This is a genomic window from Confluentibacter citreus, assembly GCF_002807055.1.
Taxonomy (GTDB): Bacteria; Bacteroidota; Bacteroidia; order Flavobacteriales; family Flavobacteriaceae; genus Confluentibacter; species Confluentibacter citreus.
Genome location: NZ_NIXN01000005.1, coordinates 116,122 through 131,373, shown reverse-complemented (window position 1 = coordinate 131,373; position 15,252 = coordinate 116,122). Strand labels below are relative to the sequence as shown.

14 protein-coding genes are annotated in these 15,252 nt (G+C 34.7%); 3 read left to right on the top strand and 11 right to left on the bottom strand.

Translation table 11 applies throughout. The annotated features are described in order from the left end of the window. Positions 1-5: 5 nt before the first annotated feature. Positions 6-575: a lipase chaperone gene (locus tag CDH49_RS10935; protein WP_100615551.1), complete on the bottom strand. Its 570-nt coding sequence runs from the start codon at positions 573-575 to the stop codon at positions 6-8. Continuing rightward, entirely contained in the window at positions 559-1,110 is a 552-nt protein-coding gene (locus CDH49_RS10930; RefSeq protein WP_100615550.1) for an RNA polymerase sigma factor, read from the bottom strand. Before CDH49_RS10930 ends, CDH49_RS10935 begins: the two co-directional genes overlap by 17 nt. Before the next feature lie 179 nt (positions 1,111-1,289). On the opposite strand from CDH49_RS10930, the gene CDH49_RS10925 reads away from it, so the two are divergent. Further along, positions 1,290-1,865, top strand: a complete 576-nt coding sequence (locus CDH49_RS10925; protein WP_100615549.1) for a DUF2911 domain-containing protein — start codon at positions 1,290-1,292, stop codon at positions 1,863-1,865. Positions 1,866-1,929: 64 nt separating this feature from the next. Here the strand turns inward: CDH49_RS10925 and CDH49_RS10920 are convergent, their stop codons facing one another. Genes CDH49_RS10920 through CDH49_RS10910 form a run of 3 tightly spaced genes read right to left on the bottom strand, consistent with a single transcriptional unit; the run spans position 1,930 to position 4,193 of the window. Further along, positions 1,930-2,520 (bottom strand): phosphatase PAP2 family protein, encoded by a 591-nt coding sequence (locus CDH49_RS10920; protein WP_100615548.1) that lies wholly within the window; start codon positions 2,518-2,520, stop codon positions 1,930-1,932. Positions 2,521-2,551: 31 nt separating this feature from the next. Continuing rightward, a complete protein-coding gene (locus tag CDH49_RS10915; RefSeq protein WP_100615547.1) occupies positions 2,552-2,779 on the bottom strand; it encodes a hypothetical protein in 228 nt (75 codons plus the stop codon). A 13-nt stretch (positions 2,780-2,792) separates the two neighbouring features. Beyond that, the gene (locus CDH49_RS10910) at positions 2,793-4,193 is read right to left on the bottom strand and encodes an MATE family efflux transporter (protein WP_100615546.1); all 1,401 of its coding nucleotides are present in this window, start codon (positions 4,191-4,193) and stop codon (positions 2,793-2,795) included. A gap of 357 nt (positions 4,194-4,550) precedes the next feature. Between CDH49_RS10910 and CDH49_RS10905 the strand changes: the two genes are divergently transcribed. Further along, on the top strand, positions 4,551-5,501 hold the full coding sequence (locus CDH49_RS10905; protein ID WP_100615545.1) for a TolB family protein: 951 nt from the start codon (positions 4,551-4,553) through the stop codon (positions 5,499-5,501). Here CDH49_RS10905 and CDH49_RS10900 read toward each other — a convergent pair. The 3 genes from CDH49_RS10900 to mnmA are packed head-to-tail and all read right to left on the bottom strand — an operon-like array spanning position 5,491 to position 9,256. After that, on the bottom strand, positions 5,491-6,435 hold the full coding sequence (locus CDH49_RS10900; RefSeq protein ID WP_100615544.1) for an NAD(P)H-dependent flavin oxidoreductase: 945 nt from the start codon (positions 6,433-6,435) through the stop codon (positions 5,491-5,493). The two genes, CDH49_RS10905 and CDH49_RS10900, sit on opposite strands and share 11 nt — an antisense overlap. Beyond that, positions 6,435-8,042, bottom strand: a complete 1,608-nt coding sequence (locus CDH49_RS10895) for a S8 family serine peptidase (RefSeq protein ID WP_100615543.1) — start codon at positions 8,040-8,042, stop codon at positions 6,435-6,437. The genes CDH49_RS10900 and CDH49_RS10895 overlap by 1 nt, the downstream gene beginning before the upstream one ends. A gap of 26 nt (positions 8,043-8,068) precedes the next feature. After that, entirely contained in the window at positions 8,069-9,256 is a 1,188-nt protein-coding gene (gene mnmA / locus CDH49_RS10890) for a tRNA 2-thiouridine(34) synthase MnmA (protein WP_100615542.1), read from the bottom strand. A gap of 271 nt (positions 9,257-9,527) precedes the next feature. On the opposite strand from mnmA, the gene CDH49_RS10885 reads away from it, so the two are divergent. After that, positions 9,528-10,493, top strand: coding sequence for a fasciclin domain-containing protein (locus CDH49_RS10885; RefSeq protein ID WP_100615541.1), 966 nt, complete (start codon positions 9,528-9,530; stop codon positions 10,491-10,493). Between the two features lie 100 nt (positions 10,494-10,593). On the opposite strand, the gene CDH49_RS10880 is transcribed toward CDH49_RS10885, so the two are convergent. The 3 genes from CDH49_RS10880 to CDH49_RS10870 form a co-directional block, all read right to left on the bottom strand. Beyond that, positions 10,594-11,283, bottom strand: a complete 690-nt coding sequence (locus tag CDH49_RS10880; protein ID WP_100615540.1) for a toxin-antitoxin system YwqK family antitoxin — start codon at positions 11,281-11,283, stop codon at positions 10,594-10,596. A gap of 193 nt (positions 11,284-11,476) precedes the next feature. Continuing rightward, on the bottom strand, positions 11,477-13,372 hold the full coding sequence (yidC, locus tag CDH49_RS10875) for a membrane protein insertase YidC (RefSeq protein WP_100615539.1): 1,896 nt from the start codon (positions 13,370-13,372) through the stop codon (positions 11,477-11,479). Positions 13,373-13,449: 77 nt separating this feature from the next. Then, positions 13,450-15,090: a CTP synthase gene (locus CDH49_RS10870; RefSeq protein WP_100615538.1), complete on the bottom strand. Its 1,641-nt coding sequence runs from the start codon at positions 15,088-15,090 to the stop codon at positions 13,450-13,452. Positions 15,091-15,252 lie beyond the last annotated feature (162 nt).

Sequence of the window (15,252 nt, the reverse complement as noted above, 5' to 3'; positions counted from 1 at the left end):
TTTTTTTAGATTGATTTTGATGTGTCTTCAACATCATCAGGTAAGTCTTGTAATTGCGATCTTAATCGGTACAAAAGATTTAAACGAAGTTTTAAATTATCTATCAGGGCGTTTACGGTTAACTCGTTTGGGCCCAATTCTGTTAATTCTACGGACAAGCGTTGGTATTCTTTATCAAGTCCTTCCAACTGTTCTAAATACCCATCAAACATATCTTTGGTTTCCGGTGTGTATGCCATTTTAGATAATTCTAAATTGATACTTGCTAAATAATAATCTTCCACTTTTTTAAGTCCGGGAGATACATCGCCCAACGTTTTAACAACCATAGGCTGGGTTTCCGCAACCGTCGTATTTGTAGATGATGGCATTGTTTTAAAATAATTAAAAGCTCCAAAAGACAGTCCTAAAAGCACCACAATACTGGCGGCGACTTGCAGCCAATTAAAGTGACGTTTGTTTGAAATGGGCAAAGCCTTATCTAATTTTTCAAGAAATTTCTCTTGATGGTTTTTAGACATGGTTTCATGTTGTATCCCCTCCTCTTTAAATAAGTCCCTAATATCTTGTGCCATTCTTTTTCAATTTTAACAGTTCTTGTAATTTTACCCTCCCTCTAGATAATTGTGTACGGGAAGCGACTTCTGTAATATTTAAAATTTCTGAAATTTCTTGGTGGTCGTAGCCTTCAATTAAATAAAGCATCAACACATATTGATAGGTTTCAGGTAATTTTTCTATCGCTTCTTTCACATCGTTTATAGTAATTGCATCGTCCACTAACCATTTGTCATCGTTTGTAGCATCAACAATTTTCAGGTGCACCTCATCCAATGCAACCAAATGTTGCTTTTTGGATTTTAAAAAATCGATACTTTTATTGATAACAATACGTTTTAACCAAGCACCAAAAGTAACTTCCGCTTTATATTGATCGAGTTTAGAAAACGCTTTAATAAACGCTTCTTGTACAACATCTTCGGCATCGGCAGCATCATTCAAAAATCGTTTGGCAACAATATACATCCCGTTGCAGTACTGGTTGTATACCTGCAATTGTGCCTTCCGATTGTTTTGTTTACATTGTTCTATAATGTCAACTTGAAACATGCTCGCCTTACTTTTGGTTTTAAGTTAGTTCGTTTTAATAGACGATAAAAAAATGGCAGTGTTGCAAAAAACATATTTTTTTTTAGCGTTGGTATATCAAAGCTAAGAAATCTGCGTTTGCATTTTATAATTCAATACTTTTTAAAGTATCTTTATCTCATTAAAATAAAATATTGTATATGAATACCTTTTTGAAATGGCTTTTGATTTTTTTATCTATAATAGTCTTAGGATTATTTTCATATTGCGTCTTTGTTGAAAACATTTTCGCATCTCGATTAAGTCCGAAAGATACTGTTGCGTATAAGTTTAACGATTTGAAATTAGAGGTTTTTTATAACAGACCCTCTAAAAAAGGCCGTGATATATTTGGAGCTTTAGTGCCATTAAACGAAGTTTGGCGTACTGGAGCTAATGAAGCAACAACCTTTGAAACCAACAAGCCTCTTAAAATAAACGGCATGCCGTTGCCAATTGGAAAATATACCTTATGGTCGGTACCAAAGGACACGGTTTGGACCGTTATTTTTAATTCCAAACAATATTCTTGGGGTGTGGATACCGAAATGAAACCGATGTGGGATCCTAATTATGATGTTTTAGATGTTGAAGTACCTGTGCATAAACTTGATAAAACCGTTGAACAATTTACAATCGGTTTTGACAACACCACGGGCGATTTATCTTTAACGATGGCATGGGATGATGTAAAAGTTGCTGTTCCTATAGAAGAAGTTCCTGAAAAACAGGAGTAAATCTTATTACTTTTGTTAGATAAAAGATAGGTTACATTAAAATCTTATAGATTTAATGTAGCCCCTAATTCTCTGAATCTAATCTAACGTCTCCTACATAACGTCGAATTACATACACACTCACCTTATAAAATACGAATCCTGTTATAGCGCCAAATGTTAATCCGCACACAATGTCTAGTGGATAATGTACACCAACATAAATTCGACTGTAAGCCACTATAAGACTCCATAATAATAAAACAATCAGCAGGTTTTTATAATAGGGCTTTAATAACAAGCCAGCAAATACCGCGGCTGCCATAGAATTAGATGCATGTCCAGAGAAAAACCCATAAAGTCCACAACGTTGAGCTATAAAACGTGTGTACTCCATAACACCTTCTGCTCTACAGGGCCTGGGACGTTCAAAACCACGTTTAAAAACATTGGTCATTTGATCGGTAAAAGTGATCATGACCGCTACAATGACAATAAAAAGAAGTAATGCTTTTACTCCGAACTTTTTATATAATAAAAACAATAAGATGGCATACAACGGCACAAAAGTAAGTTCGTCTGTAATAACCAACCATAAAAAATCCCAATTTGGTGAGCCTAAATTGTTTAAAAACAAGAACAGTTGCTTGTCGTATTCTATAATTTTGTCAATCATCTATATGGTTTAGAAATTATCATAAAACACATTACTCTTCATATTTTGCTATTTCACTGTCGTAAAATTCGGTGGCGAGTTTAATCATGTTCTCCGTTTCCATCTCCAGTTCCTTGGCATCTTCTTCATCAAAATCTTCAAACCATTCTACCTCATCGTCTTCTAGATTGATTATAAACCTCGGGAATTCGGTATGGATCACATAAATAGCATTTGGATAATTGGTGTTATCACCGAGAATAAATTTTGGAAGACTCATGTATAGTTATTGGTTATTCGTTGATGGTTATTGGTTGATAGTTGTTGGACAAAATTAACTTTTTTGTCAAATAATTAAATCGAATATACAATAAAATAGCGGCAGTTGAAAGTCCTGCCAATAAACCTAACCAAATACCAATACTCCCGTAAGCATCTTCTTTGCCTAAAAACCAACTTATGGGAAACCCGATAAGCCAATACGAAATAAAGGTTATAACCGTTGGTATTTTAACATCTTGGAGTCCTCTTAATGCTCCTAAAAAAATCACCTGGACGCTGTCACTTATTTGAAAAATAGCCGCTACAATCAATAATGTAGAGGCAATGCTTACCACTTCCATATTATCCATTAAATTTTCGGCATCATTATAATCCACATATAATTTAGGCAAAAACTCATTTAAGCTAAAAAATAAAATAGCAAAACCAAAAGCCAAAATAAGGCCCAATAAAAATATAGAAAAAGCGATGCGTCTTAACTCTACATAATTTTTTAATCCTTTTTGGTTGCCAACACGAATCATGGATGCGACGCTTAAACCCATGGCAACCATAAATGTCATGGATGATAAGTTTAATGCAATTTGGTTTGCCGCTTGTGGATTTTTTCCTAACAAACCGCTCAACCAAATGGCTGCCGTAAAAATGGCTACTTCAAAAAACATTTGCATGGCACTCGGAGCACCAAGATTTATGATTCTTTTCAGCATGGGTTTTTCCAACACAAAAAACTTAATATGGGTTACAAAAGGTTTCGATTTTTCTTTATTCTTTAAAATCCACCATAAAAACCAAACCATAATGATTCTAGAAATTAATGTGCCGTATGCTGCTCCAACGATGCCTAATTCTGGAAATCCGAATTTCCCAAAAATGAGCAAATAATTAAAAATAACATTTAAAATGTTTGCCAAAAGCGCCGCATACATGGGGTAACGTGTCATTGACAAACCATCACTAAATTGCTTAAACCCTTGAAAAATAATTAATGGTATCAATGAAAATGCTACTAAATCCAGATAAGGAATTGCCAACTTAACAACTTCCTCTGGTTGTTTCATTAAATACATCAATGGCTTTGCAAAAAAGACCATTAAAAAAAGTAAAACACCCAAAACCGTACATAAAAACAAACCATGTTTAAATGATGATTTTCCTTTGGCAAAATAGCCTTCAGCATCTGCTTCGGCAATAAGGGGTGTTATGGCGGTTGAAAAACCAATTCCTAAAGACATGGCAATAAACATAAAACTATTACCTAATGATACGGCAGCAAGTTCGGCCGTTCCCAATTGACCGACCATAACATTATCCACAAACCCAACAAAAGTATGCCCCAGCATTCCTAACATAACTGGTGCTGCTAGTCTCCAATTGTATTTAAATTCTTTGGTATATTGTGTTATTTGCATGCTGCAAAAGTAACTCTTAAACTTTGCTTATGATGAACTCATCTTGACTTTTTCAGTATTTTAAAACACATTTTGGAAAATTTAAAAAAAACCATAGAATGATTAATAATTTTACCACATTTATGTTTTTAAGTAAGTTTTTTTATATAAATTCGCATAGCTTTTAAAGCAAATCCTTACATAAGGATTTACTAATATTTTATCTAAGTATTTTTTTTATTTATTTTAGGGGTCAAAAAACTCTTTAGAGGTTTTTGTTTAAAAGGGGAATAAATTCCCCTTTTTTTGTTTATAACATATTAAGTTATATTTACTAAATTAAGTAGCTATTTATGGTTTGTTAACTTAAATTATTTGATGATGAAACGTTTAATTACTGCTCTTTATTTTATTAATACACTTATAGGGTTTTCCCAAGAATCCAAGAAAGCTTTCATTCCAGATATTATAAAACAATTTCCTAACATAAGGGACATTGCCATCTCTCCTGATGGTAATGAGATTTTATTTTCTGCTCAAAGCATCATGGGAACTATATCAACCATTATAAGCATTAAAAAAGAAAACGGATTGTGGAACAACCCTCAAATTGCTTCTTTTTCTGGACAGTATTTTGATTTAGAACCTTTTTTTTCGCCTGATGGCCTAAAAATTTATTTTGCTTCAAATAGACCTATTGATAATGCTTCAACCAGTATCAAAGATTTTGATATCTGGTATTTGGAATATGATACTGTAAATAAAGATTGGTTGGAGCCAAAAAACTTAGGAAGCCCCATAAATACTCAATATGATGAGTTTTATCCTTCCATTGCATCTAATGGAAATTTATATTTTACAAGGGATAATACCTCACTAAAAAGTAAGGATGATATTTATTTTAGCGAATTTAAAAATTCCGAATATAAGGAACCTGTAGTGTTACCAAATGCCATAAATTCCGATGGTTATGAGTATAATGCCTTTATTGCTCCAGATGAGTCTTTTTTAATTTATGGTTGTTATAACAGAGACGGTGGTTTTGGTAGTGGCGATTTGTTTATCAGCTTCCATACTGAAACGGGTTGGACTTCAGCTAAAAACTTAGGAGGACATATTAATTCTGATAAGATGGATTATTGTCCTTATGTAGATATAAAAACGAATACGTTATATTTTACAAGCAGATTGGACAACACTATTACTAAATTTGAAAGACCTTTGACAATTAATGAATTATTAGAGGAATTAAATAAGTATGATAATGGATTGAGTAGATTATATAGTATATCTATAGAAACAATACTTAAAAACAAAATTACAAACTAGAAACTTGCCGTTTGGCCTCATCAAACTCATGCATTATGTCTTCAATAATGTTGGCAACTGGTTTAATATCGTGTATCAATCCAGCAACCTGGCCAATTTCTAGTTCCCCTTCTTCCAAATCGCCTTCAAACATTCCTTTTTTTGCTCGCGCTCTACCTAATAAAGTTTTAAGCTCTTCAATGGTTGGCGACTTTTTGTAGAGTTCTTGAACATCATTATAAAACTTATTTTTTATCAATCTTACCGGAGCTAATTCTTTTAACGTTAGTTGGGTGTCACCTTCTTTAATATTAGTAATTAATCTTTTAAAATTTATATGGGCTGAACTTTCTTCACTAGCTGCAAACCTGCTCCCCACCTGCACGCCATCGGCACCTAAAACCATAACAGCCAACATGGCTTTTCCTGTTGCAATGCCACCTGCGGCAATCAACGGAATTTGTATGTGTTCCTTAACCATAGGAATTAATGTTAACGTGGTCGTTTCATCCCTTCCGTTATGGCCGCCTGCTTCAAACCCTTCAGCCACCAACGCATCTACACCCGCTTCTTGTGCTTTAAGGGCAAACTTGACACTACTTACCACATGCACCACAGTTACCCCACGCTCTTTTAACCAAGATGTCCACGTTTTAGGATTTCCTGCAGAAGTGAATACAATTTTCACGCCTTCCTCAACAATAATATCCATAATCTCTTCGATGTTTGGATATAGCATGGGGACATTCACCCCGAAAGGCTTGTTGGTCGCTTTTTTACATTTTTGAATATGCTCGCGTAACACTTCTGGGTACATTGAGCCTGCCCCAATAAGCCCTAAAACACCTGAATTGCTTGATGCCGAAGCTAGTCGCCAACCGCTATTCCAAACCATACCAGCTTGGACGATAGGATATTTAATATTGAACAATTCGGTAATCCTATTATTAACCATTACTTTTTAATAAGTTTAAATGTTTTTGAAATTTTTGGCGCTTCAACTTTAACCATGTACATGCCCGGCACAAGCGTAGAAATATCAATGGGAGCGTTGGCATCTAAAATCAGAAAACCATTAATTTGTCTTCCTAAAATATCATAAAGACTAAAGGTCCAAAAGGGTTCTTCCGAAGGCAACTTTAAGTATACATCTCCCGAACTCGGATTTGGAAACAACAAAATATCTTCGGGATTGTCTCCACCATTATCAATTGAAAGTTCTGCATCTAATGCTGCCAACAAATTTGGAATACCATATCCTAAGAAATAATCGGGACTGTTATATTGTGATGCCGATTCTCGCACTAACTGCATAATTTCATCATTTGTTTTATCAGGTAAAGCTTCCCATAAGCACACAATACCTCCTGCCAAAATGGGTGAACTAAACGAAGTTCCATTAAGTGTACCTATCACATCATTGGTTCCTACAACATAACTTGCTTGTCCCTGAGCCACAACGTCTGGTTTTTGCGTGGGTTGAATGGCACTTCCAACCGAACTAAAAGATGCATAGTTCCCAGCAGCGGTTACAGCGCCAACTGACAATACATTTGGAGAATCGGCAGGCGCATTAACACCCCCATTACCGTCGTTTCCAGCGGAATTAATTAATAACAAACCCTTTTCAAAAGCGATATTTGCGCCTTTGGTTATAAACGTGGTATAGCCATTTAAATTAGCATTTGTATGGCTATAATTAGGATTATCATAGGTTTTATATCCTAACGAGGTGTTGATCACATCCACTCCCAAACTATCGGCACGCTCAACTGCTTCTACCCAATAGCTCTCTTCCACTGGATTTTCACTTAAATCATCTTCGGTTATAAATAAATAATAGGACGCATCTGGAGCTGTTCCCACATATTGATCTTGAATAAACCCAGCCATGGTGCTTAACACCCAAGTACCATGACTGCTCGTGGTATTGGCATACACATTTGCATTTCTATTAACAAAATCATAGCCATCTATAATATTGTTAGCATTTCTTAATCTTTGGAATGCAGTCATGGTGTTAACGTTTGGAAAACCGGCATCTAAAACGGCCACCGTCATACCCGTTCCTGTATAATCCAAAAGGTGTAACTCGTTGCCGTTAATCATGTCTATTTGATTGAGAGCATTCCCATAATTGAATGTTGTTAATGTACTTTCAAGTTTAGAAACTTGCTTTTCTGCACTTGGTTTTGCTGTGTTTAAACTTTTATTTGCAAACTCTATTGACGTAACAAAGCCTAAGCTTGTAAGTGCTTCAATGTCACTTTGACTCCCCCTAACATGTACCGCATTAAACCATTTGGATTTTGCCATAACCTTTATTCCTGAAATATTCTTTAGCTGGGTGATGTAACTTTCGTTTACAGGCACATCACGTTCATCAATAGATACACCATGTATATTTTTTCTATCAATTGCTTTTTGTGTAAGGATAGTAATGGGATTTGCAATGGAAGTGACTACATTTTCTTTATCGTTCAAATAAACCCAAGCATCTTCCTGGGTATAAACATGCATCTGAAAAAACAGCAATATCAAAAACAGTAGGCCTTTTTTCATCGCTTATCGATTTAAGTGATAGCAATTTACGAAATTACTCCAGAACCTACTAACTCATCATCTAAATACCAAGCAACAAACTGTCCCTCTGTGATGGCAGATTGTGGTTGATCGAACTCCACATACAATCCGCTATCCACTTTATATAAAGTTGCTTTTTGTAAAGGCTGACGATAACGGATTCTAGCCATCACTTGCATAGTCTCATCTATGTTAAGCGCTAAATCCTCACGAATCCAATGCAACTCGTCGTTAGTTACAAATAGGGCTTTTTTATACAATCCTGGATGTTCTTTACCCTGCCCTGTGTAAATTACGTTTGCATCTACATTGGTTTCAATAACAAATAATGGTTCTGCCGTACCACCAACGGCTAATCCTTTGCGTTGTCCTTTAGTAAAATAATGCGCACCTTGGTGTTTTCCAACTATGGCTCCATCTTCAAGATGATAATCTATTTTCTGGGTTAAATATCGAAGTTCCTCTTGTTTAGAATCAAACGTTGGTATGTTTTTATTATAAATGATATTTTCTTTAGGAACTTCAACAATAATACCTTCTTTTGGCTTGAGCTGTTGTTGTAAAAAATCAGGCAACTTCACTTTACCTATAAAACAAAGTCCCTGAGAATCTTTTTTCTCAGCTGTTACCAAATCTAATTTAGTAGCAATCTCTCTTACTTGTGGTTTTGTTAATTCGCCTATTGGAAATAAGGATTTTGCTAATTGCTCTTGCGATAATTGACATAAAAAATAGGATTGGTCTTTATTGTCATCAACGCCTTTTAACAATTGATAAATATCTTTGCCATCTTTATGAAGAATCCCTTTTCTACAATAATGTCCAGTAGCCACATAATCGGCTCCCAATTCTACGGCTATTTTCATGAAAACATCAAACTTAATTTCCCTATTACATAGCACATCTGGATTTGGTGTTCTTCCTTTTTCATACTCATTAAACATATAATCAACAATACGTTCTTTGTATTGCTCACTTAAATCGATGGTTTGGAAAGGAATCCCTAATTTATCAGCCACCAACATCGCATCGTTGCTATCATCAAGCCAAGGACATTCATTAGAGATGGTAACGGAGTCATCGTGCCAGTTTTTCATAAACAAGCCAATAACCTCATAACCTTGCTCTTTCAATAAATAAGCAGCCACACTAGAATCTACACCTCCAGAAAGTCCAACTATCACGCGTTTCATATCTAATATATCTATTGTTTTTTAAAAAGTCATTTGGGTATCTCCATATTTTATAGGTGATTTTTCGAAATAACTTGTTGCTTGAGGTTATTTCAAACGGCCAAATTTAGGCTACAAAGATACATTTATTTAAAGAAATTTGATTATTTAAACCCGAATTCAATCATAAATCCATTTACTTTGTTTAAAGTTTTGTTAAATTAATTAAACAATACTTGTATTTTTGTTTAATATTTTACTATATTTGTTAAACAAAAAAAATACAAACACTATGAAAAATTTATTAAATCTTAAATTGTCACTATTATTATTTCTAGTTGTTACTACTTTATCATCTTGTAATAATGACGATGATGCTGTATATGCTCCAGAAACTATTGCAGAAATAGCTTCAGCCACACCAGCCTTAAGTAATCTAGTTGCTGCTTTAGATAGAGCTGGACTAGTTGAAACCTTAGATGGCCCAGGCCAATTCACTGTATTTGCGCCTACCAACGAAGCATTTCAGGCTTTTCTGTCCGAAAACAACTTTGCAACATTGAATGATGTTCCAGTAAACGTATTAACTCAAGTATTGTTAAACCATGTGGTTTTAGGAGATAATGTGTCAACAAGTCTATCTACAGGCTATGTAAATACATTAGCGACTTTTGGTAATACAGAATTAAACTTAAGTATGTTCGTAAACACAGCTGCTGGGGTTGAATTAAATGGTGTTTCAAATGTGGTGACTGCTGATATAGATGCAACAAATGGTGTTGTTCACATAGTCGATGCAGTGATAGGCTTACCAACAGTAGTTACTTTTGCTTTAGCAGATCCAACGTTCGAGATTTTAGTGGCAGCATTGACAAGAGAATCGTCTTTTACATTCGTTAATACTTTGTCAACCGCAAATGGAACTAATCCCGCTCCTTTCACAGTTTTTGCTCCAACAAATAATGCTTTTGTTGATTTATTAGCCGAGTTAAGCTTATCAAGTTTAGCTGATGTGCCTACAGATACTCTTGCTGCTACTCTAGCAATGCATGTTGTGGGCGGTGCTAATGTACAAGCATCTGGTTTGTCTGATAATATGACTGTAGCTACTTTAGGTGGAAATATAAGAGCGAATGTTACAGGTGGGGCAACTTTAACAGATGCGAATGAAAGAGTTAGCAACATAATATTTACAAATGTACAGGCTTCTAATGGAGTTGTACATGTAATCAATAAAGTTATTTTACCTCCATTATAAAATAATTATTAATAGTTTGGTTTGTTGATTTTAAACAGTTTAGTTAAAAATTGTTTATGAAAGAGAAGGGTTCCTTAAGAAATTAAGGAATCTTTTTTTTCTAGTTATTACCTGTAGTAGATGCGAAGTTCTTTTCTTCTGTAAGTTTACCAGCTTCATAGTACTTCCAAGTACCTGACTTTTGATCATTTTTATAAAAACCTTCTGTTACCAATTGTCCTTTAGGATCATAAAATTTTGAAAGTCCGTGCAACAGTCCATCAACATATGTATACTCTTTAATTATTACATTATCTTCAGAATACCAAACCGACACCCCATTAAGCTTTCCTTTTTTGTAGTTTTCCTTCTGGGACACTTGTCCGTTGATGTAATAAATAAAACGTTCTCCTGTTAAACTCCCTGTATCATCAAAATGTTCTAAAGTCAGTAATTTTTCTGAATCCTTTTGATAATATCTCCACTCACCAACATATGTCTTACCATTCATTTGTCCTTCACTAATCAATTTTCCGGTAGAAGCATAAAACTTCACATTGGCTTTTGTTCCAGGCTCCAAAAATTCCCTCGTTGCCGCTAAAACAGCCTTATTATTAATATTTTGATAAAACTTGAACAGCCCTATTTCTTTTCCATGATAAAATTCGCCTTCAAATCTTAGGATACTCGTGCCATCAAAATTCTTTTTCCAAATGCCATGTTGTTTGCCGTTTTCATCCAGTTGGTTGATGGTTTGTGCGGAAACTGAAAAAACCAATACTAGTAATATATAGGTAATAAAATATTTCATATGCTTACTTTATTGTTTTAATTTGGTCATATGGACACCCTGTAGAATTATGCTCGGGTTTTTGAAGCTTTTTTTCATGGGTGTTACATATTATGATAAATGAATAATAACAAAAGTAATGTCTAACTATATATAACAAATAAGCTGCCAAAATATTTTGACAGCTTATTATTAATTTAATAGTTTATATAAATTACTTTTTCTTTTGTTGCAGTTGTTTTTGCTTTTCAGCCTGCTCCATCATTTCAGCCATTTTCTTCTGAAAACGATTTTCTTTTTTGGGCTTCTTTTTATTTTCTTGGATTTGAGCATGGATTTTATCCTCATCAAGAATATAATTTTTAATAACTAATATGATACCTATACTAATAACATTTGAAATAAAATAATACAAACTCAACCCTGATGCATAGTTGTTAAAGAAAAACAACATCATAACTGGCGAGAGATACATCATGTACTTCATCATTTTTGCCATATCTGGCATGCCTTCTTGCGTTGGCTGCGACATCATTTGGTCACCGGTGGTCAATTTCATATAGAAGAAAATCGCAACAGATGCCAAAATGGGGAACAAACTAACATGATCACCATAAAACGGGATGTTGAACGGTAAATTAGCAATGGTATCATAAGACGATAAATCCTCTACCCAAAGGAAACTTTTTTGACGTAAATCGAATGCAGAAGGGAAAAACTGAAACAGTGCATAAAACACTGGCAATTGTATTAAAGCTGGCAAACAACCCGCCATTGGGCTAGCCCCTGCCTTGGTTTGTAATGCCAACGTTTCTTGTTGCGCTTTCATTTTATTGTCTTTGTGCTTCTCGCGGATCGCATCCAGTTCAGGTTTAAGAATTTTCATCTTTGCTTGAGATAAAAACTGCTTATACTGTACAAAAGACATTAATAACTTGATGGCAATGGTCATTACAATAATGGCAATTCCGTAAGGCAAAAAGCCTCCCAAAAATGTAAAAAACGGAATGAACAGATACTTATTAATCCAACCGAAAATACCCCACCCTAATGGTACAATTTCATCTAAATTTCTATCGTATTTATTTAAAATTTTAAAGTCACTTGGTCCGTAATACCAATCCATTGACTTGTTTATCTCACCGCCACTAAGTTCTAAAGGCAAAGTAACAGCAAAGGCTTTGGTAAATAAGGTATCAATGGTCTCATCCTGTACCAGATTTTTGGATACTAATTTTGATGTCTTAAAAGGAGCATCAGATAACAAAATAGACGTGAAAAAGTGCTGTTTAAAAGCTACATAGGTTAGGTCTTCTGCAACATCATCTGTTTCTTCTTGCTGTCCTAGATAATCATCTTTTCCATCTTCATATTCAAAAACCACCTCTGTATATCTGTTTTCGTAGGATACACTTTTAGCATGACGATATGTTTTTAAATCCCAGTCTAAATTAATGGGCTGAGAGCCATTAATAACATCGTTTAAGCCTTGCGAACGAAGGGTAAAATCCATCATATAATCACCTTCTTTCAACTCGTAACGATATTCCAGAAATTTACTTTCGGACACTTTAAGTTTCATGGAAACAACAGTGTTACCACCATCTTTGGTGACTGTGGGATGAAAGTTTAAATCTTTAGTATTAAGAATTCTACTATCAGTGGTTCCAAAATTAATATTGAAAGAAGCATTATTATCTTTGATTATATAGATTGGATTCCCTTTAAAATCAACATAATTTTTAAGTTTTACCTCTGAAAGATAACCGCCCTTATTACTGAATTTTAAGGCTAACAAATCACTTTCTACTACCGTTTCTTCTGCGCTGGGTTGCGTTACTGAATAAGCAAAAGCTCCAAATTTATTTTTTAATGCCACTAGTTTAAGCGAATCTGCAGCACCTTCAGTTGAAAAATCCTCCGCAGTTGTTACCTTGGTTTGCTCTTGATTTTTAGCTTTCCTTTCTGCTTCAACCTGTTCTTGCTTGGCTTTTTCTTGAGCTTCAAGTTCTTCTGGCGTTGGTTGATTCTGCCAAAGCATGTACATTAATATTCCGAAAATCAGGACAAAACCTAATATCGAATTAATATCTAATTTTTTTTCTTCCATGTAGTCTTAATAGTATCTCTTAAAAAATGTCCGTTTCTAACGGAATGATATATAGCTAAGCAATAAGTTATCCAAAATTATTGTTGTGACACCTTGGCATCTTTTTTACTTTTTTTATGCGTTAATGATGCTTTTACGAACGCCACGAAAAGTGGATGTGGACTGGCCACTGTACTTTTATATTCGGGATGGTATTGAACGCCAACAAACCACGGGTGACTTGGAATCTCGACAATTTCAACCAATTTTGTATCTGGATTAAACCCGGTAGCAAGCATACCTGCAGTTTCCATTTGTGCTTTGTAAGCACTATTGAACTCATATCTATGTCTGTGACGTTCCCTTATGATGTCTGTTTTATAAATTTTGCTTGCCAAGCTATTGCTCTTCAATTCACAATCCCATGCCCCCAATCGCATGGTACCACCTTTTCGAGTGATTGTTTTTTGGTCTTCCATTAAATCTATAATGGGGTTTGGGGTATTAGGATCCATTTCTGTCGAATTTGCGTTTGTTATACCCACAACGTTTCTTGCAAATTCAATAACTGCCATTTGCATTCCTAAACATACGCCCAAAAATGGCACGTTGTTTTCGCGGACATATTTTACCGCGGTAATTTTTCCTTCAATACCACGCTCTCCAAAACCTGGAGCAACCAAAACACCATCTAAATGACATAACTTTAATTTGATATTATCGTCATTCAAATATTCGGAATGAATGGATTCAATATTCACCTTCACTTCATTTTCTGCACCCGCATGAATAAAGGATTCCAATATGGATTTGTATGAATCTTGCAATTCTACATATTTACCAATCAGACCAATAGTAATTTCTGTTTTAGGATTTTTATGTTTGAATAAAAACTGATTCCATTTGGTGATGTCTGGAACACTGGATTTTAAATCCAATTTTTTCAAAACCACTTTATCAAGTCCTTCTTTCAGCATTAAATTAGGCACATCGTAAATAGTGGATGCATCAATAGATTGGATTACCGCTTCTTCCCTAACATTACAAAATAATGCCAGCTTTTTACGTAATTCATTTGGTAGATGATGCTCTGTTCTACAAACCAAAATATCGGCCATCACACCGCTTTCCATCAATGTTTTAACACTGTGCTGTGTTGGTTTGGTTTTCAGTTCCCCCGCTGCCGATAAATAAGGCACTAAGGTTAAATGAATCACAATACCGTTATTTTCACCTAAGTCCCATCGAAGTTGACGGACAGCCTCTATGTATGGTAACGATTCAATATCACCAACGGTTCCACCTATTTCTGTGATGATAATATCAAAATCGCCAGACTTACCAAGAATTTGAATACGGTGTTTAATTTCATCTGTAATATGGGGAACTACCTGAACCGTTTTACCTAAAAACTCGCCACGACGTTCTTTTTCAATGACGCTTTGATATATACGTCCTGTGGTCACATTATTAGCTTGACTGGTTGGTACATTTAAAAATCGTTCGTAATGCCCTAAGTCTAAGTCGGTTTCAGCACCATCTTCCGTAACATAGCACTCACCATGTTCATAAGGGTTTAATGTTCCTGGATCTACATTTATATAGGGATCTAACTTTTGTATTGTTACTCTATAGCCTTGAGCCTGAAGTAATTTAGCCAAAGATGCGGCTATAATGCCTTTACCTAGAGAAGAGGTAACCCCACCGGTTACAAATATGTATTTTGCTTTAGTTGTCATGTTGCGCTTATAAACGCAGGCAAATTTACAAAATTAAAACAGTTATTACCGAATAGTTTTTTAGTTATTTAAAACGGTTGTTATTAACAATAAATAGATTTAAGATAAAGTATTGTTAAATGATTTTTCATAGCAAAATTTTTAATTATTTTAGTGAAAATT

Coding starts and splice junctions, on each gene's coding strand:
- CDH49_RS10935 (WP_100615551.1), bottom strand. CDS start 575: ATGGCACAAGATATTAGGGACTTATTTAAAGAGGAGGGGATACAACAT.
- CDH49_RS10930 (WP_100615550.1), bottom strand. CDS start 1,110: ATGTTTCAAGTTGACATTATAGAACAATGTAAACAAAACAATCGGAAG.
- CDH49_RS10925 (WP_100615549.1), top strand. CDS start 1,290: ATGAATACCTTTTTGAAATGGCTTTTGATTTTTTTATCTATAATAGTC.
- CDH49_RS10920 (WP_100615548.1), bottom strand. CDS start 2,520: ATGATTGACAAAATTATAGAATACGACAAGCAACTGTTCTTGTTTTTA.
- CDH49_RS10915 (WP_100615547.1), bottom strand. CDS start 2,779: ATGAGTCTTCCAAAATTTATTCTCGGTGATAACACCAATTATCCAAAT.
- CDH49_RS10910 (WP_100615546.1), bottom strand. CDS start 4,193: ATGCAAATAACACAATATACCAAAGAATTTAAATACAATTGGAGACTA.
- CDH49_RS10905 (WP_100615545.1), top strand. CDS start 4,551: ATGATGAAACGTTTAATTACTGCTCTTTATTTTATTAATACACTTATA.
- CDH49_RS10900 (WP_100615544.1), bottom strand. CDS start 6,435: ATGGTTAATAATAGGATTACCGAATTGTTCAATATTAAATATCCTATC.
- CDH49_RS10895 (WP_100615543.1), bottom strand. CDS start 8,042: ATGAAAAAAGGCCTACTGTTTTTGATATTGCTGTTTTTTCAGATGCAT.
- mnmA (WP_100615542.1), bottom strand. CDS start 9,256: ATGAAACGCGTGATAGTTGGACTTTCTGGAGGTGTAGATTCTAGTGTG.
- CDH49_RS10885 (WP_100615541.1), top strand. CDS start 9,528: ATGAAAAATTTATTAAATCTTAAATTGTCACTATTATTATTTCTAGTT.
- CDH49_RS10880 (WP_100615540.1), bottom strand. CDS start 11,283: ATGAAATATTTTATTACCTATATATTACTAGTATTGGTTTTTTCAGTT.
- yidC (WP_100615539.1), bottom strand. CDS start 13,372: ATGGAAGAAAAAAAATTAGATATTAATTCGATATTAGGTTTTGTCCTG.
- CDH49_RS10870 (WP_100615538.1), bottom strand. CDS start 15,090: ATGACAACTAAAGCAAAATACATATTTGTAACCGGTGGGGTTACCTCT.